This window comes from Thiohalophilus sp., from assembly GCF_034521165.1.
Taxonomy (GTDB): Bacteria; Pseudomonadota; Gammaproteobacteria; order UBA6429; family Thiohalophilaceae; genus Thiohalophilus.
Window position 1 is genome coordinate 84964 of sequence record NZ_JAXHMV010000014.1, and the last position, 21283, is coordinate 106246.

23 protein-coding genes are annotated in these 21283 nt (G+C 56.8%); 9 read left to right on the top strand and 14 right to left on the bottom strand.

Annotated features, from left to right (window positions below; all coding sequences use genetic code 11):
- Positions 1 to 10: 10 nt before the first annotated feature.
- The 3 genes from U5K34_RS13665 to U5K34_RS13675 all read right to left on the bottom strand — a co-directional run bounded on the left by U5K34_RS13665 (position 11) and on the right by U5K34_RS13675 (position 2683).
- On the bottom strand, positions 11 to 1258 hold the full coding sequence (locus tag U5K34_RS13665) for an MgtC/SapB family protein (protein WP_322568954.1): 1248 nt from the start codon (positions 1256 to 1258) through the stop codon (positions 11 to 13).
- 186 nt (positions 1259 to 1444) lie between these two features.
- Positions 1445 to 1954: a hypothetical protein gene (locus U5K34_RS13670; RefSeq protein WP_322568955.1), complete on the bottom strand. Its 510-nt coding sequence runs from the start codon at positions 1952 to 1954 to the stop codon at positions 1445 to 1447.
- A gap of 519 nt (positions 1955 to 2473) precedes the next feature.
- Positions 2474 to 2683, bottom strand: a complete 210-nt coding sequence (locus tag U5K34_RS13675; protein ID WP_322568956.1) for a hypothetical protein — start codon at positions 2681 to 2683, stop codon at positions 2474 to 2476.
- 180 nt (positions 2684 to 2863) lie between these two features.
- Between U5K34_RS13675 and U5K34_RS13680 the strand changes: the two genes are divergently transcribed.
- The 5 genes from U5K34_RS13680 to U5K34_RS13700 all read left to right on the top strand — a co-directional run bounded on the left by U5K34_RS13680 (position 2864) and on the right by U5K34_RS13700 (position 7531).
- A complete protein-coding gene (locus U5K34_RS13680; protein ID WP_322568957.1) occupies positions 2864 to 3628 on the top strand; it encodes a TatD family hydrolase in 765 nt (254 codons plus the stop codon).
- A 3-nt stretch (positions 3629 to 3631) separates the two neighbouring features.
- On the top strand, positions 3632 to 4450 hold the full coding sequence (gene tcdA / locus U5K34_RS13685; protein ID WP_322568958.1) for a tRNA cyclic N6-threonylcarbamoyladenosine(37) synthase TcdA: 819 nt from the start codon (positions 3632 to 3634) through the stop codon (positions 4448 to 4450).
- Complete coding sequence (locus tag U5K34_RS13690; protein WP_322568959.1) at positions 4443 to 5939, top strand: B12-binding domain-containing radical SAM protein; 1497 nt, start codon at positions 4443 to 4445, stop codon at positions 5937 to 5939. Before tcdA ends, U5K34_RS13690 begins: the two co-directional genes overlap by 8 nt.
- Before the next feature lie 82 nt (positions 5940 to 6021).
- Positions 6022 to 6528, top strand: a complete 507-nt coding sequence (gene greB / locus U5K34_RS13695) for a transcription elongation factor GreB (RefSeq protein ID WP_322568960.1) — start codon at positions 6022 to 6024, stop codon at positions 6526 to 6528.
- 1 nt (position 6529) lies between these two features.
- The gene (locus U5K34_RS13700; protein ID WP_322568961.1) at positions 6530 to 7531 is read left to right on the top strand and encodes a GTP-binding protein; all 1002 of its coding nucleotides are present in this window, start codon (positions 6530 to 6532) and stop codon (positions 7529 to 7531) included.
- 138 nt (positions 7532 to 7669) lie between these two features.
- On the opposite strand, the gene U5K34_RS13705 is transcribed toward U5K34_RS13700, so the two are convergent.
- Together U5K34_RS13705 and U5K34_RS13710 are read right to left on the bottom strand one after the other, a co-directional pair.
- Entirely contained in the window at positions 7670 to 8914 is a 1245-nt protein-coding gene (locus U5K34_RS13705; RefSeq protein ID WP_322568962.1) for an ISL3 family transposase, read from the bottom strand.
- A gap of 93 nt (positions 8915 to 9007) precedes the next feature.
- The gene (locus tag U5K34_RS13710; protein ID WP_322568963.1) at positions 9008 to 9490 is read right to left on the bottom strand and encodes a low molecular weight protein-tyrosine-phosphatase; all 483 of its coding nucleotides are present in this window, start codon (positions 9488 to 9490) and stop codon (positions 9008 to 9010) included.
- Between the two features lie 160 nt (positions 9491 to 9650).
- Between U5K34_RS13710 and amrS the strand changes: the two genes are divergently transcribed.
- Together amrS and U5K34_RS13720 are read left to right on the top strand one after the other, a co-directional pair.
- Positions 9651 to 10733, top strand: coding sequence for an AmmeMemoRadiSam system radical SAM enzyme (gene amrS, locus U5K34_RS13715; RefSeq protein ID WP_322568964.1), 1083 nt, complete (start codon positions 9651 to 9653; stop codon positions 10731 to 10733).
- Between the two features lie 43 nt (positions 10734 to 10776).
- Positions 10777 to 11040 (top strand): hypothetical protein, encoded by a 264-nt coding sequence (locus U5K34_RS13720; protein WP_322568965.1) that lies wholly within the window; start codon positions 10777 to 10779, stop codon positions 11038 to 11040.
- A gap of 37 nt (positions 11041 to 11077) precedes the next feature.
- On the opposite strand, the gene U5K34_RS13725 is transcribed toward U5K34_RS13720, so the two are convergent.
- The 6 genes from U5K34_RS13725 to U5K34_RS13750 form a co-directional block, all read right to left on the bottom strand.
- Positions 11078 to 11257, bottom strand: coding sequence for a Trm112 family protein (locus tag U5K34_RS13725; RefSeq protein ID WP_322568966.1), 180 nt, complete (start codon positions 11255 to 11257; stop codon positions 11078 to 11080).
- Positions 11238 to 12236, bottom strand: coding sequence for a tetraacyldisaccharide 4'-kinase (gene lpxK, locus U5K34_RS13730; protein WP_322568967.1), 999 nt, complete (start codon positions 12234 to 12236; stop codon positions 11238 to 11240). The genes U5K34_RS13725 and lpxK overlap by 20 nt, the downstream gene beginning before the upstream one ends.
- 18 nt (positions 12237 to 12254) lie before the next feature.
- Positions 12255 to 14018 carry a lipid A export permease/ATP-binding protein MsbA gene (gene msbA / locus U5K34_RS13735; protein WP_322568968.1) on the bottom strand — a complete coding sequence of 588 codons (1764 nt, stop codon included), beginning with the start codon at positions 14016 to 14018 and terminating at the stop codon, positions 12255 to 12257.
- A gap of 6 nt (positions 14019 to 14024) precedes the next feature.
- Positions 14025 to 14444, bottom strand: a complete 420-nt coding sequence (locus U5K34_RS13740) for a biopolymer transporter ExbD (RefSeq protein WP_322568969.1) — start codon at positions 14442 to 14444, stop codon at positions 14025 to 14027.
- Complete coding sequence (locus tag U5K34_RS13745) at positions 14441 to 15070, bottom strand: MotA/TolQ/ExbB proton channel family protein (protein ID WP_416224105.1); 630 nt, start codon at positions 15068 to 15070, stop codon at positions 14441 to 14443. Before U5K34_RS13745 ends, U5K34_RS13740 begins: the two co-directional genes overlap by 4 nt.
- A gap of 101 nt (positions 15071 to 15171) precedes the next feature.
- Positions 15172 to 17481: a DNA internalization-related competence protein ComEC/Rec2 gene (locus U5K34_RS13750; protein WP_322568970.1), complete on the bottom strand. Its 2310-nt coding sequence runs from the start codon at positions 17479 to 17481 to the stop codon at positions 15172 to 15174.
- A 96-nt stretch (positions 17482 to 17577) separates the two neighbouring features.
- Here U5K34_RS13750 and U5K34_RS13755 point away from each other — a divergent pair, with 96 nt between their 5' ends.
- The gene (locus U5K34_RS13755; protein WP_322568971.1) at positions 17578 to 18099 is read left to right on the top strand and encodes a DUF2062 domain-containing protein; all 522 of its coding nucleotides are present in this window, start codon (positions 17578 to 17580) and stop codon (positions 18097 to 18099) included.
- A gap of 66 nt (positions 18100 to 18165) precedes the next feature.
- Here the strand turns inward: U5K34_RS13755 and lolD are convergent, their stop codons facing one another.
- Genes lolD through sfsA form a run of 3 tightly spaced genes read right to left on the bottom strand, consistent with a single transcriptional unit; the run spans position 18166 to position 20829 of the window.
- Positions 18166 to 18846, bottom strand: coding sequence for a lipoprotein-releasing ABC transporter ATP-binding protein LolD (gene lolD, locus U5K34_RS13760; RefSeq protein WP_322568972.1), 681 nt, complete (start codon positions 18844 to 18846; stop codon positions 18166 to 18168).
- Positions 18839 to 20086 carry a lipoprotein-releasing ABC transporter permease subunit gene (locus U5K34_RS13765; protein ID WP_322568973.1) on the bottom strand — a complete coding sequence of 416 codons (1248 nt, stop codon included), beginning with the start codon at positions 20084 to 20086 and terminating at the stop codon, positions 18839 to 18841. Before U5K34_RS13765 ends, lolD begins: the two co-directional genes overlap by 8 nt.
- A 35-nt stretch (positions 20087 to 20121) precedes the next feature.
- Entirely contained in the window at positions 20122 to 20829 is a 708-nt protein-coding gene (gene sfsA, locus U5K34_RS13770) for a DNA/RNA nuclease SfsA (protein WP_322568974.1), read from the bottom strand.
- A 117-nt stretch (positions 20830 to 20946) separates the two neighbouring features.
- Between sfsA and U5K34_RS13775 the strand changes: the two genes are divergently transcribed.
- Positions 20947 to 21276 carry a hypothetical protein gene (locus U5K34_RS13775; RefSeq protein WP_322568975.1) on the top strand — a complete coding sequence of 110 codons (330 nt, stop codon included), beginning with the start codon at positions 20947 to 20949 and terminating at the stop codon, positions 21274 to 21276.
- Positions 21277 to 21283 lie beyond the last annotated feature (7 nt).

Below are 21283 nucleotides of genomic sequence, written 5' to 3' on the forward strand. Positions count from 1 at the left end.
CGCCTGACGATTAAACCCATAGCAGACTCACGCCCCCCGCGCTGCACGCGACTACCGCCACCGGCAACAGACGCCAGAACATTTGCCGACCGGCAATAAACAGTGCCAGCGCGGTTTTAAACAGCGTATTAACGATCGCCGCGATGACGATCCCGTGCACAGCGGTTGCATCCGCCAGATCGCTTTTGGCCATGGAGGCCAGTGACAGGGTGATCGCATCCACATCGGCAACACCGGAGATCAGGGCCACCAGATAGATGCCCGCATCGCCCAGCCAGGCCATGGCGGCCTCGGCAAGAAACATTACCGCCGCCAACAACAGGCCGAACTGCAACGCCATCTTGATTTGAAACGGATTGGTCACCGACAACTCCCCGTCGCCTGACGACTCCTTGCGATGCCAGATAATAACGACACCGGCCAGCATAACGACGGTCATGACTGTTATCGGTAGCCATGCCGAGAGCAACAACTCACGATTGACCACGGCAATTTCCAGCAGCATACGCGGGAACATGATGGTTTCGGCCAGCAGGATGGCAGCGCAAATCACCGGCACACGCGTTCCTTTCTGGGCCAGTTTGGAGAGATTGATCGTGGCCGCGGTGGAGGAAACCAGCCCGCCAAGAAAACCGGTAATCAACAACCCCTTGTGTGCGCCGACGATCTTGATGGCCACATAACCGGCAAACGAGATCCCGGCAATCAACACCACCATCCACCATATCTGATAAGGATTGATTGCCTGCCAGGGGCCGTAACCCTGATTGGGTAATAACGGCAAAATAACCACCCAGATCAGGGCCAGCTTTAAAATGGCACTCAGTTCGTCATAATCGATCAACTGCAACCAGCCATGCAGCAGCGACTTGAGACTTAAAATAATCGCCGTCACGATCGCCCCGGCCACGGCAACATGCATTTCACCACTGACAGACAGGGCGCCCAGGGCGAAGGCAATCAGTGCGGCAACGATCGTGGTAACACCAAAATCACCACTTTGTTTGACTGCCAGAATATGGCCAACGATCAACAGCGCCGTCAGCGCGACAAATGCCAGGCTAATCAGGATCAGTCCCTGTCCCTGGGTTTCTGCCAGCAGCGCCCACAACCCGCCCAGCAGTCCAATCAGGCCAAAGGTGCGCAAACCGGCAACCCGGCTGCCTTCCTCGCTTTCGCGCCCTTTCCAGCCCCGTTCCAGTCCGATGATCAGACCGATGGCAATGGCGACACCAAGTTGTGTAAAGGTTTCGAACATCCCGTTTGTCATATTTTGAGCAGGAGGTTAATTCTAGCGCCAGATGGCACAACATGACAAATCCATAACCAGACCTGATATCCAGGTATCAAATTATTACTGCAGGCACAGCATGAATGACATTCTGTGAAGCCTTAATGAATTACCGAAATACGGGACATACAGTTGTACTGTAATTGTTGCCGCCTAACCACGAGCCTTTTTCCGGACCGGCTTTTTCTTGCTGACTTTCTTTTTGGCAGTCTTCTTTTTGGTTGTTTTTTTATTGACAGTCTTTTTCCTGGCTGCTTTCTTTTTAGCCGCCTTCTTTGCCGCCGTTTTCTTTTTACTCACTTTCTTCCTGGCTGTTTTCTTCTTTGCGGCTTTCTTTTTGCCTGCCGGTTTCTTTTTAGTGGTTTTCTTGCCGGATCTGGCGACTGCATTTTGCGTTGCCTTACGCAATTGCTTAAATCGATCCGAGATGCCGTTGACCAGTTCGTCCCTCAGTTCTTCGACCTCCGTGACGACCTTATCCCAATATTCCCGGGGATGAATATCGGAAACCTGATTGCGCAGGTTTTCCGTCATCTGCGAGGTCGATTTTGCAGTGGAAGAGACCTTGTTGCTAACGATATCGAACCCCTCATGAATTTCTTTCATCATCAGTTCGCGAATTTTCTCAACTTCCTTCATGGCATCAGTGGAGCGGTTGCGCACCGACTCTCTGAATCCCGACCCTGTTCCCGTTTTCTTCGTCGCTATAGCGCCCTCTCAGGTTAAAATGTTACTCTCTTCAATCTATAGCAGAATCGTTTCGATAAAAAAAGTTGTCCGATATTTTCTCCATCGGATTCACTCTGAGTCAAGGCTAATGACCGGCCAGTTACCGGCTTTGCGGGTCAACTCAAATACTTCCCGCAAAGCAGGTGGTATGATGAAAGTCCCGGAGAGGCGATATCAGAGACAGGGTGCGTTCCACACACCGTTATTCTGAGGATGGTACACAGGATGTATTCTACCCGCCTGGAAACCTCTCGCAGAGACGCAGAGTGCGCGAAGAATAAACGATAGCAGTTTCTCTGCGCCCGTGGCGTCTCTGCGAGAGATCCGCTTTTTGCTTCTACGGTACACCGGCCCCAAACAGGGATCATTACCGAAACACTAAACCCACCAACCTGCAAAGTGAAGGCACTGTTGAAAAAAAACCGGGCGATTGCCCGGTTATGGTCGGAGGGGTTATTCGTGGATGACTTCCGGCCAGAAGGTTTTTTCCGGCTCCTTGGCAGCCAGTTCCGCCGCTTTCTTTTTCGCTTCGCCGTAGGTCAGCTCTTCGTCAAAGTGACCGCGCTCGAATTTGGTCTTGTATTTCCAGCCAATGCGAAAACCGGTGGCATCATCCGGCCGGTTCAGTGGATCGGCTTTGGGTTTGTAGGTACCTGTTGCCATAATTGACCTCCTTGCGCTTACTTGAGTGTAGAACTTGGTTATACACTATTATAAGGATTCGTGCGCTGGTTTCCAGGGGGGCAGGCTGACCGGGGTTGTGCAAAAATGCGCCATTACTGTCTAAAACCCCTTTTGTTTCAGTTATTTACACTTGGCCTCCGGAGCCGCTAGAATAGCCGTATGGATTTGATCGACACCCATTGCCACCTCGACGATCCCGTTTTCGATGCCGATCGGGAGCAGGTGCTCGCCCGTTGTCGCCAGAACGGCGTGCAACGAATTGTGGTGCCCGGTGTGACCGCCGACAGCTGGTCCCGGCTCCTGGCGCTATGCGAGGCCGACGCCGGCCTCTATCCGGCACTGGGCATGCACCCCATGTATCTTGAGGCGCACAAACCGGAACATCTGGATCAGCTGGCCAGCTTGTTGGAGGAAAACCGGCCCGTTGCCATCGGCGAGATTGGACTGGACTATTATATAGAGAACCCGGACCAACGGAATCAGGAGTCGTTGCTGCGTGCCCAGCTGGACTTTGCCCGGCATACCGACCTGCCGGTGTTGTTGCATTGTCGCAAGGCCCATGACCGGATCCTCAAGGCCCTGCGTGAAATCCCGGTCCGAGGCGGTATCGCCCATGCCTTCAACGGCAGTTTGCAGCAGGCACATCAGTATATTGAACTGGGTTTCAAGCTGGGCTTCGGCGGCATGCTGACCTACGAACGTTCGAACAAACTGCGCAAACTGGCGCGCGAGCTGCCACTGGAGGCCATCGTCCTGGAGACCGACGCTCCGGACATGACTGTCGCCTCCCATCACGGCGAGCGCAACAGCCCCGAATACCTGCCCGAATGCCTGGCGGCACTGGCTGAAGTGCGCAACGTCGATCCGGCCGAGGTAGCGCGGCAAACCACTGCCAATGCCGAAGCGTTGTTCGGGTTGCACTGAACCATGACTCACGACGACTATGATGAACGCTTCGGCGGCCTGCGCCGGCTTTATGGCGAGAGCGCCTATTGCCTGTTACCGCAACTGCACATGGTCGTCGTCGGTCTGGGTGGCGTCGGTTCCTGGAGCGCGGAAGCACTGGCCCGCACCGGCATCGGTCATATTACACTCATCGATTACGATACCGTAGCCAAAAGCAATATCAATCGCCAGCTTGTGGGATTGAGCGAAACGCTGGACGAAAAAAAATCAAGTGTGATGCGAACGCGCATCCATAACATCAACCCGGCTTGTCAAATCAACGTGATTGACGATTTTATCAACAGCGCCAACCTGGCTGATCATCTGTCGCCGGATCATGGCTATGATTATGTAATCGATGCCATCGACAGCATCCAGTTCAAAACCGAAATGATCGCCCATTGTCGACGTAACAAGCTGCCCATTATTACCACTGGCGGTGCCGGTGGCGTCACTGATCCCACGCTGATTCATGTCGCCGATTTGAGTAAAACCTATAACGATGCGCTGGCTGCCAGAGTACGCAACAACCTGCGTAGCCGCCACGGATTCAGTAAAAACCCGCAGCGCCGTTTCGGAGTGGAGTGTGTCTTCTCCTCGCAACACAAGCTTTATCCCAAAGACGATGGCAGCGTAAGCCATCAAAAACCCGGAATACATGGCGTCAATCTCGACTGTCGCTTCGGCTACGGCTCGAGTGTGACCGTCACCGCCACTTTCGGCATGATTTCCGCCTCGCGTGCCATCAACAAGGCACTGCACAAACGTCAACGTAAAGCGCAAGAGGCCGGGCATGACTGATATCATTCTGTGTACCCTCAATGCCCGCTATTTTCACAGTTCGTTGGGATTGCGCTATTTGTACGCCAATCTCGGCGATCTGCAATCGCGCGCCCGGATTCGGGAATTCATCATCAATCAGCGCCCCATCGAGATTGCCGAGCAGCTGTTGGTGGACAATCCGAAGATCATCGGCCTGGGCGTTTATATCTGGAATATCGAGCAAAGCCGGGAGCTGATTGCTATTCTGCGTCGCGTGCGCCCCGACCTCATCATTATTGTTGGCGGGCCGGAGGTCAGTTATGAACAGACGACCCTGCCGTTTTATGATGAGGTGGATCATATCGTCAGTGGCCAGGGCGATCTGGCTTTTGCCAGTCTTTGCAAGCGGTTACTGGATGGCGAGGCGGTTGAGGAGAAGATCGTGCAGCCGGCACCGTTCAAGCTGTCGGATCTGGCCTTCCCCTACCCCTGTTATACCGACGAGGATATCCGCAACCGTTTCATCTATGTCGAGGCCTCGCGAGGCTGTCCTTTCAAGTGCGAATTCTGTCTCTCGGCGCTGGATAAAACCGCCTGGCCTTTCGAACTGGAGCAGTTTCTCAGTCACATGGAAACGCTTTATCAACGCGGTGCCCGGCATTTCAAGTTTATCGATCGCACCTTCAATCTCAAGGTGGCCAGCAGCCTGAAGATCATGGAGTTCTTCCTGGAACGGATCAACCACGGGCTGTTTTTGCACTTTGAACTGATTCCGGATCATCTTCCCGATCAGCTGAAAAGCATGATTCAGCAATTCCCGCCCAGAACGCTGCAGTTTGAAATCGGTATTCAGAGTTTCAACCCGGCCGTACAGGAACGCATCAGCCGCCGCCAGGATGATGACAAGGCCGAGGCGAATATCCGCTTTCTGCGCGAGCAAACCCATGCGCATCTGCATACAGATCTGATCATGGGCCTGCCCGGCGAGGATGTGGCGAGCATCGCCCGGAGCTTCGATCGGCTGATCGAACTGAATCCGCATGAAATTCAGGTCGGCATCCTCAAGCGGCTGCGCGGCGCACCGATTATACGCCATATCGACGAGTACCAACTGCGCTTTAATCCCGCCCCGCCGTATAATATTCTCAGTACCCGCGACATCGATTTTGCCACGATGCAACGGTTGAGCCGGTTTGCCCGTTACTGGGATATGTTCGGTAACTCGGGACGCTTTAACCGGACCCGCTCGTTGCTGCTCGACGAGGCCCCTTTCGATCGCTTTCTCCAACTGTCGGACTGGTTATATGCCACCACCGGGCAGACCCACAAAATCGCCCTGCCCCGACTGTTTCGTTTGATCTACCAGGGCGCGAGCGAACTCTTCGAGCTCGACGAACAGCAACTGTATGACGCCATGTACGCGGACTACACCACCTGCGGCATGAAAGGCGAACCTGAATTCGACACCAACCTTCAGAAAAGTGCAAGACAAACTGGTTTATCCACCAGGCAGGCACGGCATCATTAGTACCAGGTACTAAGTACTAAGTACTTAGTACTTAGTGCTTAGTGCTTAGTGCTTAGAACTTAGAACTCGGAACTTGATATAGATGGGACGTTATCGACCTCCACAACCGAAACCTTCACCGTACATCACCCGTGAAGGTTACGATCAATTGCAAACTGAGTTGCGTTCTCTGTGGGTCCGTCGCGCAGAAGTGACCCAGGCACTCGCGGCGGCAGCCGCCGAAGGCGATCGCTCGGAAAATGCCGAATATATTTATCGTAAGAAGGAGTTACGCGAGATCGATCGACGCATCCGTTATTTGCAAAAGCGGCTGCCGGAGCTGACCATCGCCCCCGACGCCCCCTCCAATCCGCAGCAGGTATTTTTCGGCGCCCGGGTGACGCTGGAGAACGACAACGGGCAGACGGTAGAATACCGTATTGTCGGACCCGACGAGCTGGCACCGGATCAGGGCGATATCAGCGTCGACTCGCCGCTGGCGCGGGCCTTGCTGAAAAAGAAAGTCGATGATGAAGTCGCGGTTGAAACGCCGGGTGGCCAGGTAACCTATTATATCAACGCCGTTCACTACACGCCAAAGCAGAATTGATATGCAACCGAAGGTTGAATTAATCCGACACATTCCCACCAATGTTATCACCGGCTTTCTCGGGGTCGGCAAGACCACAGCGATCCTGCACCTGCTTGAGCACAAACCGGCTGATGAACGCTGGGCCGTGCTGGTCAACGAATTCGGTCAGATCGGCATCGACGGACAGATACTGCAACAGGAAGGGGTGGCCATCAAGGAACTGCCCGGCGGCTGCATGTGTTGCGCCGCCGGCGTCTCGGTTCAGGTCGGGATCAATGCCCTGCTGGCCAATGCCCGACCGGATCGCCTGTTGATCGAGCCAACCGGGATCGGTCATCCCAAACAGATCATCAAGCAACTGACCCGGCCGCCCTTCGATCAAACGCTCGATATGCGTGCCTGCATCACCCTGATCGATCCCCGGCATCTCGATAATCCTCGTTATCGCGAGAACGAATACTACCGGGAGCAGCTCGATATCGCCGATGTGCTGGTGGCCAACAAGGTGGACCGGTGTGAGGACAGTGATCTGGCGGCGTTCGCCCAACTGGTCGAAGCACGCCAGCCGCGCGCCAGTTGTCAGGTTTCACAGGGGCAACTGGAACTCGCCTGGCTGGATCTGCCGCATGCCGGACAGCAGGACGCCGTCAGCCGCTCGTTCCTGCAGGCCGATACAACGCCCGAAACCGGCATGGAAACCGAGCCCGTTAAACTTGACGCGGGAGAATCCTGGCGGCGGCTGGAAAACCGTAATGGCGACTTTGCCAGTTGCGGCTGGTTGTTTGCCGAACAGCTGAGATTTGATTACCAGAAAACAAACAGCCTGATCACTGCCATGAGTGCAGAGCGTATCAAGGCCTCGCTAAAAACGGATCAGGGAAACTACCTGTTCAACAGCATTGAGGGCGACCTGAGTGTTAGCGCCAGGGAGACCCCACCGGAAAATCGCATCGAAATCATCATGCTGGGCGATCCGGACTGGGACAAAATCGAAGACGCATTGCTATCCTGCCTGATTTGAAAAGCCTTACCACCAAGACACGAAGACACGAAGACACGAAGAAAATAATTATAAGTTCAGAAAATCCTGAGCAGGTACTTCGATGCTCGTACCCGTCAGATTTTTTTAACGTTATTATTTTTGGGGTCTTCACCAGTTCTAGTGGGTTCCCATTTCGTATTTTTCGGGCATTAGCGATAAGCCACCAAAATGAAACAGGATGGCGGTTTTAAATCGCTCCCGATTTCGAAAGCCGCGCGCCTTGTCTTTGAGCATTTTGATTTTGCTGTTGAGACTCTCCGCCCGGACATTGGTGACATTTAATACGATGGCGTTGATGATACCCCACAGGTGTTGTTTAACCATTCGCGCGACTTTTTTGATCGGGGCCAGGCGGCTGCGAATGGCCCACTGATACCATTGCTGCCAGGCACGCTCGGCCCAGCCTCGGCGGAGGTAATGCCATAGCCCCTTGGCGTGTTCCTTGATGGCCCAGGCCCGACCGGTTTGGCGCGCCACGCGACTGAGTTGCACCAGTTCCTGGCGCAGCTGGCGTCTCAAGTCGGCCGCATTGCGCAACCAACCGTACTTGGTGCCCTTTAATGTCGCATCGCCCTGCTTCATGCGTTGCCGGTGCTCTTGTTTGCGCACCGCGTCGACGGCCTGGTTGAGATGCTGGTTGACGTGGAATTTATCGAAGGCGATTTTGTCTTCGGCGCCGGGGATATGCTCGAGGGTGGCACGGATATAAGCTGGCCACATGTCCATCGAAATGCTCTGAATTTGCGCCTTCTGGGCGTCGCTCAGCGGGCCATAGAAGTCATTGAGGCTTGTGCCACGGCGGTCATCGGCGACGTGCAGGACATCCCCATGGGCGTCATTGACCACCGTCACGTATTCATGGCGCTTTTGAAAGGCGACCTCGTCGATACCCAGATGGGCTAACGCCGGGTGGCCCCGACGGGACAAGCCCCGCTGTACCGCGCGCTGCATGATGCCGTCCACGGCATTCCAGCTCAGCCCCATCTGTCGGCTGACGGCGGAGGCGGTGTTCTCTTTCAACAGCAGAATGACCATCGCCTCAAACAGGACCGTGTAGCGGGCGTTATCTTGTGCCCAGGGGACTTCAATGGTCTGAACGCCATGATCAGGGCATTGGACACGCGGAACATCGGCTTCAACCTGCGTTTTGAACTGGCAGGTATCCAGGTGCCGCCAACGACGCCGACGCTTGTCGTAGCGCGGTGTTGACCTGCCACAGGTCGGGCAACGCAATAATGAATCCGCTTCGAGTTCAACATGGACCTCGACCGTCTTGTCCGGTTCAATGAACTCGATGCCGCTAACAAACCAGGGCGAGGAGATTCCCAGGATCTTTTCATATAACGTCGCTTCATCCATCATCGATTTAACCTAGCAAACCCACCACAATTGGGGAAGAGCCTATTTTTGTTTTCTTGGTGTCTTCGTGTCTTGGTGGTGAATATCTTTATGTTTTCACCCGAGATAACGCTGGCGTATATCCGCGAGCAACCCGCGCGAGGCTTCTTCAACCATATCGAAAACCCGGTCGAAGCCCTTTGCTCCGCCATAATACGGATCCGGCACTTCGGACTCGTTCAGATGAGGCGCAAAGTCGAGGAACATGTGCAGTTTCTCGCGGTGTTCCGGCGGACAGATACGCGCCAGGTTGTGATAGTTCTCTTCGTCCATCGCCAGCACATAATCGAACTTGTCGAAATCGTCGGCCAGCGCCTTGCGTCCGCGCAGATCACTGAGGTCGATGCCGCGGCTACGGGCAGTCTCCTGGGCACGCGGATCCGGAGGCGCGCCGACGTGATAGGCATGAGTGCCAGCCGAATCGGTCACAATCTGTCCATCCAATCCCTCCTCGCGCAACAGATGGCGAAATACCCCCTCGGCAGTCGGGGACCGGCAGATATTACCAAGACAGACAAATAACACGTGTACTTTTTTCATCGACTTTTCAAATACCTATAGAACCTGCTCGAATTTTATCAGATTCTGTGGCCATTTTGGCACTGTTGATTCCCTGCCTCGAATCGGACGTATCGATTTGAAATCGAGTCAATCCACCCTATATTGTGTATACACCGAACAAATAGACTGAGCGTTCACCATGCAAGACACCGTCCCCACCCGCTACTGGCACAAACTCGACGACGGCCGCATCCAGTGCGACCTCTGCCCGCGCTTTTGCAAACTGCACGAAGGCCAGCGCGGGCTCTGCTTTGTGCGCCAGAATATCAACGACCAGATCATGCTGACGACCTATGGACGCTCCAGCGGTTATTGCATCGATCCGATCGAGAAAAAACCGCTGAATCATTTTCTGCCCGGCACGCCGGTGCTCTCCTTTGGTACCGCCGGTTGTAATCTGGCCTGCAAGTTCTGTCAGAACTGGGATATCAGCAAATCCCGGGAGATCGATACGCTGGCCGACGAAGCCTCGCCCGAATTGATCGCCAGCGCCGCGGAGCAGCTCGGCTGTCGAAGTGTGGCCTATACCTATAACGACCCGGTCATTTTCCATGAATATGCGATTGATGTGGCCAAAGCCTGTCATGAGAAAGGCATCAAGTCAGTCGCCGTAACCGCCGGTTATGTGACCCCGGAACCGCGCAAGGAGTTTTATCAATACATGGATGCAGCCAATGTCGATCTCAAAGCCTTTACCGAAAACTTTTATTATAAACTGACGGGCGGACACCTTGAACCGGTACTGGATACGATTAAATATCTCAAGCATGAAACCGACGTCTGGCTGGAACTCACCACGTTGCTGATTCCCGATAAAAACGACTCGGATAAGGAAATCGAGTCAATGAGCCAGTGGATTCTCGACGAACTGGGCCCGGATGTCCCATTGCACTTCAGTGCGTTTCATCCCGATTTCAAGATGCAGGACATACCACCGACACCGGCCGCCACACTCACGCGCGCGCGCAACATCGCCATGCAACAGGGCCTGCGCTATGTTTACACCGGTAATGTGCATGATGAGTCTGGCGGGAGCACCTATTGTCATAACTGTGGTAACAAGCTGATTGGCCGGGACTGGTATGTGCTGGGTGACTGGAACCTGACACCGGATGGCAAGTGCAACGAATGTGGAACAGAATGTGCCGGCGTCTTTGAAGCCCGGCCCGGCCACTGGGGCGCAAAACGTCAGCCCGTACGCCTCAAGGATTTTGCGGCATGAACGCGCCTCTTCTGGGCGGCCCGAACACACAGTGTATTGCGCGATGAGCGAGCTTGAGATCAGCCTGCAACAACTGCGCGGCATGATAGGTTTACGTGTTGTGCATAACGGGGTTGTGTGCCAGGTCATCGAGGTGCTGGAAGACGGCCCCTCACTCGTCTTACAGAATCACGGGCCTGCCAGACCTGTCCAGTCCAATCAGCATGGTGAAGGCAGTCGCCGAACGCCCGAGACCTTTACCATCCCTGTACTGACCCCTGACAGACGGGAGATCCACCCCCAGTACCTGGCGCTCGAACTGACCTGAGAGGTCGGGAACGGCCCTCCCGGGGCAATCAAACAGTTCAAACCTCTTCTTCGGGGTCAAGTTGCCGGGCTTCGTCCTCGAGCATAACGGGAATTTCATCCCGAATCGGATAGGCCAGTCGATCCGCCTTGCAGATCAATTCCCGGGTTTCCTTGTTATAAACCAGCGGTCCCTTGCAGATTGGACAGGCCAGGATATCAAGCAGTTTTTTGTCCACGTTTGGCCTCCAGTATATTCAGCAAATGATAATCAAATTTCTTGCCAATCCGTGCCTGAATGGGCACGTACCAGGCAGTTTCCAGTCCCAGGCGCTCACATTTGACCGCATCTTTTTCGGTCATAAGAATGGGTAAGGTCTCATCAAATTCGAAGTCAGAACGGACAAACGCATAGTGATCCGGATAGGTGTGTTCAATCACCTCCATGCCTTCATCCCGTAACATGTTAAAAAACCGTTGCGGGTTGCCAACACCCGCGATGGCATGGACACGCTGACCGGCGAACTGCTGCATCGTCGCGCTGCGCGTATTGTCATGGACATGAATCCACTCACGGCCGGCATACTCCATCGGGTATTCATCCCCGACCGGAATACCATTGCTGACGATCAGATCCGCTTTGTCGAGCCGGGACACCGGCTCACGCAGAGGCCCGGCAGGCAAACACCAGCCATTGCCAAAACGGCGCATGCCATCGACTACCACGACTTCAACTTCTCTTTCCAGGGCATAATGCTGCAGTCCATCATCACTGACGACAATATCGCAATCATGATGTGCCAGCAACGCATTGACTGCCTCGACCCGGTTGGGGCCTACCGCCATGGGACAACCGGTTCGACGGGCAATGATCACCGGTTCATCCCCCACCATGACCGGATCCGCATCGGGACGAACCTGCTGCGGCCAGGAACTGGCCTTGCCGCCATAGCCCCGACTGATAATACCGGGATTAAAGCCGGCTTGTTTCAGGATATTGACCACGGCAATCACCAGCGGGGTTTTGCCCGTACCGCCGGTGGTGATATTGCCAACCACAATGACCGGCACGGGAACCCGGGTACGTGAGAATATCCGCTTGCGATAGGCATAACGTCGCAGCCAGACCAGAAAACAGAACAGACCCGTTAATGGCAGCAATGCCACGGCAGCCGCCGAGCGATTTTCCCATAGTTTTTGCAGATGTTGTTGCAACACGTCGTGCGTTTCCGTTAATCAGGTATTCGCGCCAAGCTGCAGATCATGCAGTCCCGCATAATGGCCGCCTTTGGCGACTAATTCCTCGTGCCGGCCGACTTCGACAATTTGGCCAGCCTCGAGCACAACAATCTTGTCAACTTTTTCGATGGTTGACAGTCGATGCGCAATCACCAGCGTGGTGCGATCTTTCATTAATTCTTCAATTGCCTGCTGGATGTAACGCTCCGACTCGGTATCCAGGGCAGAAGTGGCCTCGTCCAGGATCAGGATTGGCGCATTTTTGAGAATCGCCCGTGCGATGGCCAGGCGTTGACGCTGGCCACCGGATAACAACACGCCGTTTTCTCCGACTATCGTATCAAAACCCGCCGGCAACCGTTCGATAAAATCCAGTGCATAAGCCGCCCTGGCCGCCTCCCGAATCGTCGTTATATCGACCGAGTCCTGCGCACCATAGGCTATATTATGGGCAATCGTGTCGTTAAACAGGGTCACGTGCTGGCTGACCAGGGCAATCTGACTGCGCAGACTCGGCAATCGGATCTCCCGGATATCGATATCGTCGATCAACACGCGCCCCCGGGTGACCTCGTAGAAACGCGGCAACAGGCTGACCAGCGTGGACTTGCCCGCGCCGGAACGCCCCACAAAGGCCACGCTTTCACCCGGCTCGATGGTCAGGTTGATATCCTGCAGCACCGTCTCGCTTTCCTGGCCGCCATACCCGAAGGTCACGCCATCATAGTGGACCTTGCCGGTCACCTGTTTCAGCTCGCGCGTCCCGCTATCGGGTTCGGGCTCGGTATCGACAAAGCTAAATACACTGTAGGCGGCGGCAATACCCCGTTGCAACTGCGCATTGATACTGGTCAGGCGCTTGGCATGTTGCAGCAACAGAATCATCGCCAGCATAAAGGACATAAACTTGCCGACAGTCATTTCATCGAGAAAGCCGGGCTTGGTCGCGATGTAAACGATACCGGCGAAGGCGGTAACCACGATCTGCTGGATTAATGGTGAACTGATCGCATTGGTCGCGACCAGTTTGAGATGCTGGCGCCGGTTATACGCGTTGACCTGCTCAAATCGCCCGGATTCATACTCCTGTCCGCCGAAAATCTTGATTTCACGATTGGCCTCAATCGCCTCTTCGGTGACATTGGACACATCGCCCATCGAGCGCTGGATACGATAACTGAGCTTGCGAAAGCGCCGGCTGACCGCCACCACCGCGACCGCGACAACGGGGATTACCAGTAACAGTATCAGAGTCAGGGTAACGCTCAGATACATCATCAGGCCCAGCAGGACCAGTATGGTCAGCGTATCGCGAATCAGCGTGGTTACGACCTTGGAACTGGCTTCGGCCAATTGCTCGATGTCGTAGACCATTTTGGATAACAATCCGCCCGAGGAGGTTGTATCGTAATAACTGATGGGCAGGGAGAGCAGTTTGTCGAAGACCATGCTGCGCAGGTTGCGGATGACACTGCGGGCGATCCAGGCCATACCGTATTCGGAGAGAAAGCTGCCGATCGTGCGCGCGGCAAATACGATGATCATCAGAATCGGGATCCACTTGATCGTCGCGGGATCCTTATCGACAAAACTGCCGTCGACCATCGGCTCAATCAGCTTGGCGAAAGCCCCTTCGGTCAGGGAAAAAATCACCATGCCCAGTACGGCAACCAGAAAGACCTTCCAGTAGGGAAATGCGTATCTTAAAAGACGACGATATATGACAAACCCATCGGTATTGTCATCGGATGATGAGCGCATCAGTGGCTACTTCCCGGATTCCTGTCGCGTGGCGAAAGTCAGGTTAACCATACCCACCTGGCGCGCCGCGTCCATAGCCCGTATCACGGCCTGATGAGGTGTGTTTTTGTCCGCACTGATAATCAGCTTCGGGTCCTCGTGATCCGCGCGCGTCTCGCGCAAGGCGGTTTTCAGTGTCGCCAGTTGTTTATCACGAATGCGTTTTTCATTAATAAAATAGTGGCCCTCGCCATCGATCGTGATTTCAATGGTAAAACGCTCTTCCTGGCTTTTTTCACCCGCCGCTTCGGGCAGCTCGATGTTGATCTCGGATTCTTTTTCAAACGTCGTGGAAACCATGAAAAAGATCAGCAGCAGGAACACCACGTCGATCAGTGGCGTCAGATTAAGTTCAGGATCCTTGTTACGATCGTGACGTAACATCATGTAACGTTATCCCGACCGGTTTCCCGCTCGCCATGCATGACATCCACGATTTTCATCGCTTCTTCTTCCATCTTCAGCACCAGCGCATCGACCTTGCCGCGAAAATAGCGATAAAAAATCAGACTGGGAATCGCCACTGACAAACCGGCCGCGGTGGTAATCAACGCCTCGGAAATCCCGCCGGCCAGAACCGATGGATTACCGACACCCTGGGTCGTGATCGCGGCGAATACCTTGATCATGCCAATGACAGTGCCCAGCAAGCCGAGCAAGGGCGTAATCGAGGCGATGGTACCGAGTGTATTGAGATACCGTTCCAGTTCCAGGATAACCTGGCGTCCCGTTTCCTCGATACTTTCTTTCATAATGTCACGCGGATGCTGGCGATTGACCAGCCCCGCAGCCAGAATCCGGCCCAGTGGTGAGCTACGCGACAGTGACTGAATATGGGTTTCATCCAGTGACTGACTTTTGTACCACTGCCAGATCTGGGCAACCAGATAGGCCGGGGCGATCCGGTTTTGCTGCAGGGACCAGAACCGTTCGCCAATAATGGCCAGGGCAATAACCGAACACAACAGAATCGGCAGCATCAGCCAGCCGCCCGCCTGAATCATCTCAAACACGTCACACGCCCTTTTGAAAACAAGAATAGAAGGAGACAGAAAAACTGCGGCTAACTTTAACAAAGACCGGCCCCCCCTGAAAGTGCGGGTTCACAGAATCATCAATCCACCCGCACAACACGGCTGTGCCAGTAACGGCGTTTCGCTTGCCGGTAACTGAACTGCTGACGCACCCCGCCCGGTTCACCAAGTACAAAGCGAAGAGCGCCCTGTTCATCCACCCGGTACTGTCTGGCCCCCGAGTCGGTATAGCGGGCCACCACCGCCGGGCGTGGAAACCGGTAGCGATTGCGATAACCGACCGGATACAGCACATAATCGGGATCGACCGCCGCCACAAAGGCCGGCGTCGAGGAGGTCAGGCTGCCATGATGGGGCGCCACCAGGATATCGGCGGCCAGATTGGCCCGTTGCCGGCGTAACAGGGCCCGTTCACCGGCCTGTTCAATATCGCCACTGAGCAGCGCCACCTGCCCTGCGGCCTCGATCCGCAGCACACAGGAGGCGTCATTACCCCCCGAGCGGCCCGCTCCCGGGGCCAGAAACCGGAAATTCACTCCGTCCCACTGCCATCGCTGGCCGGCCCGGCAGGGTTGATGCCCTGACCCGGGGATCTGCGCCGGCACACTGGTCGACAGCCTGCCAACCGGCAAGGCCTGGCGCACCGATGCCAGCCCGCCGATATGATCGTTATCGCCGTGGCTGATCACCAGATGGTCGATCCCGGGGTAACTGCTGTGCCGGACATAGGGCACCACCACCGCCGCGCCGGTATCAAAGCTGGCGCTGTAGCGGGGACCGGTATCGAATATCAGCAGACGGGAGCGGGTCTGTACGGCCGCCGCCAGCCCCTGCCCCACATCCAGCAAGGTCAGCCAGGCCTCGCCCGGCGGGGGTCGCCCCCCGCTGCCAAACAGCAACGGCAGGCAGAGTAGCGGCGCCAGATAACGGCCCGGCAGAGCGCGCGGGGCGAGCAACAGCAGTAGCCCCAGTGCCAGCAGAAGCAGGACCGGCAGACCACCGCTCCCGGTTTGCCAGTGGGAAAAGGGCCAGGCCGCCATATTGCCCAGTACCGCGAGCAGGCCCTCAAGCAGTTCCCCCAGGCCCGCCAACAGGACGCTACCTGCGGCGGGAAACGTAAACGCCGCCAGGGTACCCAGTAGCGCCAGCGGCACGATCAGCAGACTGACCAGGGGAATCGCCAGCAGATTGGCCAGCGGGGCCACCAGCGAGACTTGCTGAAACCAGGCGATTAATAACGGTGCCAGCCCCAGGCTAATCCAGCCCTGGATCCGCAGCCACTGGCGCAGCCGGGAAGGCTGTCGCGTCCCGCCCAGGGCATAGAGAATCAGCGCAACCGCTGCAAACGACAACCAGAAGCCGGCCGACAGCACCGCCAGCGGGTCCAGCAACAGTACCAGCAGCGCCGCCCAGGCCAGGGTGCGGCCCGGCGCCAGGGGGCGCATGCGCCACAGGGCCAGCATCACCACCGCCAGCATCACCAGGGCCCGCTGGGTTGGGATGGCAAAGCCGGCCATGGCGGCATACACCACGGCGGCCAGGGTCGCCAGCAGCGCCGCGGCCCGCGGGGCCGGCAACCAGAGCAATACCCGTTCGCCCCCCAGCCGCCACAGATGCCGGGCGATCCAGAACACCAGTGCGGCCAGCAGCCCGATATGCATCCCGGAGATGGCCAGCAGATGCGCCGTGCCGGTCACCCGCAATACCTCCCAGGTGGGCTGATCGACATCACGCCGGTCCCCCACGCTCAGTGCACGAAACAGCCCGCCGGCCTGCCCCGACAATTGTTGCTGTAATTCTGCGCTCAGATGCTGGCGCCAGCGGTCCAGTCGGTAACGCCAGGGGATCGACGGTGCCGCCAGTGGCCGGTTCTCATAACGCACATAGCCGGTGGCGCGAATCCGCTGGGCAAACAGCCAGCGTTCGTAATCAAAGCTGCCAGGATTGCGGAATCCCCACGGCCGCTTGAGGCGCACCTGCAAACGCCACGCCTCGCCCGCCTGCAGATCGGGCCGTTGCTGGCCATACCAGTTCAAGCGTACCCGTGCCGGCCACGGCTGCCGTTGCCCCTCGACAATATAGTGCTCGACATCAAACAGAAAACGGGTACGCCGGTCCCGGGATTCGGGCAGGCCGGCCACATGCCCGACCAGGATCAGATCCTGTCCCTCAAGTTCCGGCGGCAGGCTGACGCTTAAAATGGTGTGTGCGCTCCACAGGCACCAGAGAAAGCCGCTGACCAGCCAGCCGATCAGTCGCCAGGGAAACGCTAACCAGAGAGCGGCCGGAATCGACGCGCCCAGCAGGAAAATCCAGCCGCTGTGCGGCAAGCTGGAAAATAATTGCAGGCAGAGAATCCCTGCCAGAAATGCTATCGTCCCTGATCGCATAAAAGGTTATGGCTTGTAATACAATTGTTGGATAATAGCCCGGCTGACAACGTCCCTGAATCGCCAGACATGCCTCGCAAGTTTATAAGAAAATATATGCCGGATCACGACAAGATCCGCAACCATGTCCAGCTCAACCGCATCTTCGGGACACTGCTGCACGATCCCAACCTGCTGCACCTCAACCGCCGTTCGGTCTCCAGCGCCTTTGCGGTCGGCCTGTTCATGGCGTTCGTCCCGGTCCCCTTCCAGATGCTGCTGGCGGCGGCCACCGCCATTATCGTGCGCTGCAATCTGGCCATTGCCGTGGCACTGGTCTGGCTCACCAATCCGCTCACCATGGCACCGATTTTTTTCTTCTGCTACAAGGTCGGCACCTGGTTTCTGGGCACGCCGATCCGCGAGGTGCAGTTCGCCCCCTCCTGGGAATGGTTCAGCAGCGAGCTGGGGGTGATCTGGCAGCCGTTGTTACTCGGCTGTTTTGTCGTCGGCGTGATCAGCGCGGCGCTGGGTTACGGACTGGTGCGGCTGCTCTGGCGTCTGCATCTGCTCAGCCATATTCGTAACCGGCAACTGCAGTTCGCACTGCGGCGGCGGAACAACCACAAGGATCGCTGAATCCGGGGCCGGACCAGCCTGGAAATAACATTAAGTATACATTAACTAAACACTATAACTTATTGTTTAATCAGTACTAAATATCCCGTCCTTGAGATGCAACACGCGGTCCATGCGCCTGGCGAACGCCGGGTCATGGGTAACCACCACAAAACTGGTGCCCAGCGCCGTGTTCAGCTCCAGCATCCGCTGATAGACCTGGTCGGCCGTCTGGCTGTCGAGATTGCCGGTGGGTTCGTCCGCCAGAATGCACTTGGGGCGGGTGACCAGGGCGCGGGCAATGGCCGCCCGCTGGCGTTCCCCGCCGGACAGCGCATTGGGCTTGTGGCGCAGGCGTTCGCCCAGGCCCACTTCCGTGAGCATGGCCGCCGCCTGTTCGCTGGCCTGCGCCGTGCCGAGCCCGCGGATCAACAGCGGCATGGCCACGTTCTCCAGGGCGGTAAATTCCGGCAACAGGTGATGAAACTGATACACAAAGCCCAGATCGCGGTTGCGCAGCAGGCCGCGCCGGGCGTCATCCAGTTTCGCCATATTCTCGCCGTTGACCTCCACCTCGCCGGCACTGGGCAGATCCAGTCCGCCCAGCAGGTGCAACAGGGTACTTTTGCCTGAACCTGAGGCCCCGACGATCGCCACCTGCTCGCCCCGGCGCACGCTCAGATCCACGCCCTTGAGCACGGTCACTTCACGGCTGCCCTCGCGAAACACCTTGGTCAGGTTACGACAGGCCAGAATTGACTCACTCATAGCGCAACGCCTCCGCCGGTTGGGTCCGGCTGGCACGCCAGGCCGGATACACGGTCGCGACGATGCCCAGCAGGAACGACACGCTGGTAATCATCCAGACATCGTCCCAGTGCAGATCGGAGGGCAGTTCGCTGATGTAATAGACGCCCGGGTCCAGGAACTGAATGCCGAATAGCCCTTCGAGCCACGGCACCACCACATCCAGATTGAGCGCCAGGCTGATCCCGAGAACGGTGCCCAGCACGGTGCCCACCACGCCGATGACCGTCCCCTGCACCATGAAGATGCGCATGATGCGACCCGGCGAGGCGCCCAGCGTGCGCAGGATGGCGATATCGCTCTCCTTGTCGGTCACGACCATCACCAGGGTGGAGACAATATTGAATGCCGCCACGGCAATGATCAGCAGCAATAGCAAAAAGATCATCCGCTTTTCGATTTTGACGGCCCGAAACCAGTTGGCGTGATAGGAGCTCCAGTCGCGCACATAAAAGTCGCTCAACACCCCGGCCTGCAGTTCATGGCGAATCTGCGGGGCCAGAAACAGATCGCTCAGTTTGGCGCGCACCCCGGTGACGCGTGAGCCGAGTTTGAATAATCGCTGGGCATCTTCCATGTGAATGACGGCCAGCGCACTGTCGTATTCGTACATCCCGATATGAAACAGCCCGACAACTTCAAAGCGCTTCAAACGGGGCGCCATGCCGGCCGGGGTCACATTGAGGCTCGGCGTCACCATGGTCACCTTGTCACCCACGTCCACGCCGAGAATCCGGGCCAGATCCCGGCCCAGGATCACGCTGAAACTCCCCGGCCTGAGATCGGACAGTTGCCCCACTTCCATCTTGCCGGCCACCGCCGATACGCCCGGCTCCTGGTCCGGCAATACGCCGCGAATCCGGGCCCCGTTCACCCCCTTGCCGCGGATCAACATGCCCTCACCTTCCACATACGGGGCGGTGGCGATCACTTTGGGGTGGGATTGGGTCGCGCTGGCGACTGACGGCCAGTCACCAATGCCGCGACGATAATCGGTCACGGTCAAATGCGAAACCATATCCAGAATCCGCTCGCGCACTTCTTTTTCGAACCCGTTCATCACCGACAACACGGTGATCAACGCCATCACGCCCAGCGCGATGCCGAGCATCGAGCTCATCGAGATGAACGAAATGAAGTGATTGCGGCGCTTGGCGCGGGTATAGCGCAGGCCGACATAGAGTTCGAATGGTCTAAACATGGGCGGGCATTATACATACTCGGGGTGAAAACACATCACGAGAACGCCACAGGAATGGATCGGGCAATGGCGATCTCACGGGGTGAGATCCGGGAGACCCAGGCTTCCACTTCCACCCCCTGTTGCTGTGCCTGGGTCAGCAATTGGGCATAAGCGGGGTCGATTTCGCCGGCGGCGCGAAACTGATCCACATCCTCCCGGGCTACATGCAATACCAGCACCGCACGGTGTCCCGCCTCGACCATCGCGATCAGTTCCCGCAGGTGCTTGCGCCCGCGTTCGGTGGGCGCATCGGGAAAGATCGCCCTGCCGTCCGCCCCCACGGCGGTCACGTTTTTCACTTCCACGTAGCAGTCCGCCCGGCCGGGCCCGGACAAATGCAGATCGATACGACTGCCCTGACCGTATTTCACCTCGCGTCGAAGTCCCGCATAACCCTGCAAAGGACCGATCACGCCGGATTCAATCCCCTCCTGGACGAGCGCGTTGGCCAGGTGGGTATTGACGCTCACCAGGGTGCCCTCGAGGGTCGAGGCCAGCTCCCAGGAATAGCGGTATTTGCGAGTCACGCTGGCGCAATCGCGCAGCCAGATCCGGGTTCCCGGCTCGGCACAGCCGAGCATAGAACCGGTATTGGGGGTGTGGACAGTCAGCGCGTCGCCATTGTCCAGCTGCACATCGGCCAGAAACCGTTTGTAGCGTCGTACCAGCGTGGCGGGAATCAGCGGTGGGTCAAATTTCACAATTACAGCAACCTGTCAGGCGAGATTCTGGAAAAACTGCTTAAACTTTTGCTTGTAAGCCATTGATAGAGTATATTTTACCGCAGATTCGGCCGAACACTGTGCCAGAGGAGCCCGATGATGACCAGGCTGTGGAATATCCCGACTTTCTATGCGCTTCTTGGCGCCGCTGTGCTGTTACTGGCCGCCCCGGCCGCCGCCGACACCCTCGATATGCCCGCCCCGCCGGCCCTGCAGGAACCGGATCACAGCGTGACGCTGCCCGGCCGCGGCATGTCCATGCTCCAGGTCGAGGATCGCTTTGGCACCCCCCGGGAGAAGTTCGACGAAGTGGGCGATCCCCCGATCACCCGCTGGGTCTACCCCGATTTTACCGTCTATTTTGAGTACCAGTACGTGATCAATGCCGTAGCCCACGATGCCATGGCCGCGCCGGGTTCCCCCTGACCACCAC

What these genes read in the sequence shown, in the direction of transcription:
- U5K34_RS13665 (WP_322568954.1), bottom strand. Translation starts at nt 1,258, where the DNA reads ATGTTCGAAACCTTTACACAACTTGGTGTCGCCATTGCCATCGGTCTG.
- U5K34_RS13675 (WP_322568956.1), bottom strand. Translation starts at nt 2,683, where the DNA reads ATGGCAACAGGTACCTACAAACCCAAAGCCGATCCACTGAACCGGCCG.
- U5K34_RS13680 (WP_322568957.1), top strand. Translation starts at nt 2,864, where the DNA reads ATGGATTTGATCGACACCCATTGCCACCTCGACGATCCCGTTTTCGAT.
- tcdA (WP_322568958.1), top strand. Translation starts at nt 3,632, where the DNA reads ATGACTCACGACGACTATGATGAACGCTTCGGCGGCCTGCGCCGGCTT.
- U5K34_RS13690 (WP_322568959.1), top strand. Translation starts at nt 4,443, where the DNA reads ATGACTGATATCATTCTGTGTACCCTCAATGCCCGCTATTTTCACAGT.
- greB (WP_322568960.1), top strand. Translation starts at nt 6,022, where the DNA reads ATGGGACGTTATCGACCTCCACAACCGAAACCTTCACCGTACATCACC.
- U5K34_RS13700 (WP_322568961.1), top strand. Translation starts at nt 6,530, where the DNA reads ATGCAACCGAAGGTTGAATTAATCCGACACATTCCCACCAATGTTATC.
- U5K34_RS13705 (WP_322568962.1), bottom strand. Translation starts at nt 8,914, where the DNA reads ATGATGGATGAAGCGACGTTATATGAAAAGATCCTGGGAATCTCCTCG.
- U5K34_RS13710 (WP_322568963.1), bottom strand. Translation starts at nt 9,490, where the DNA reads ATGAAAAAAGTACACGTGTTATTTGTCTGTCTTGGTAATATCTGCCGG.
- amrS (WP_322568964.1), top strand. Translation starts at nt 9,651, where the DNA reads ATGCAAGACACCGTCCCCACCCGCTACTGGCACAAACTCGACGACGGC.
- U5K34_RS13720 (WP_322568965.1), top strand. Translation starts at nt 10,777, where the DNA reads ATGAGCGAGCTTGAGATCAGCCTGCAACAACTGCGCGGCATGATAGGT.
- msbA (WP_322568968.1), bottom strand. Translation starts at nt 14,018, where the DNA reads ATGCGCTCATCATCCGATGACAATACCGATGGGTTTGTCATATATCGT.
- U5K34_RS13740 (WP_322568969.1), bottom strand. Translation starts at nt 14,444, where the DNA reads ATGATGTTACGTCACGATCGTAACAAGGATCCTGAACTTAATCTGACG.
- U5K34_RS13750 (WP_322568970.1), bottom strand. Translation starts at nt 17,481, where the DNA reads ATGCGATCAGGGACGATAGCATTTCTGGCAGGGATTCTCTGCCTGCAA.
- U5K34_RS13755 (WP_322568971.1), top strand. Translation starts at nt 17,578, where the DNA reads ATGCCGGATCACGACAAGATCCGCAACCATGTCCAGCTCAACCGCATC.
- lolD (WP_322568972.1), bottom strand. Translation starts at nt 18,846, where the DNA reads ATGAGTGAGTCAATTCTGGCCTGTCGTAACCTGACCAAGGTGTTTCGC.
- U5K34_RS13765 (WP_322568973.1), bottom strand. Translation starts at nt 20,086, where the DNA reads ATGTTTAGACCATTCGAACTCTATGTCGGCCTGCGCTATACCCGCGCC.
- U5K34_RS13775 (WP_322568975.1), top strand. Translation starts at nt 20,947, where the DNA reads ATGATGACCAGGCTGTGGAATATCCCGACTTTCTATGCGCTTCTTGGC.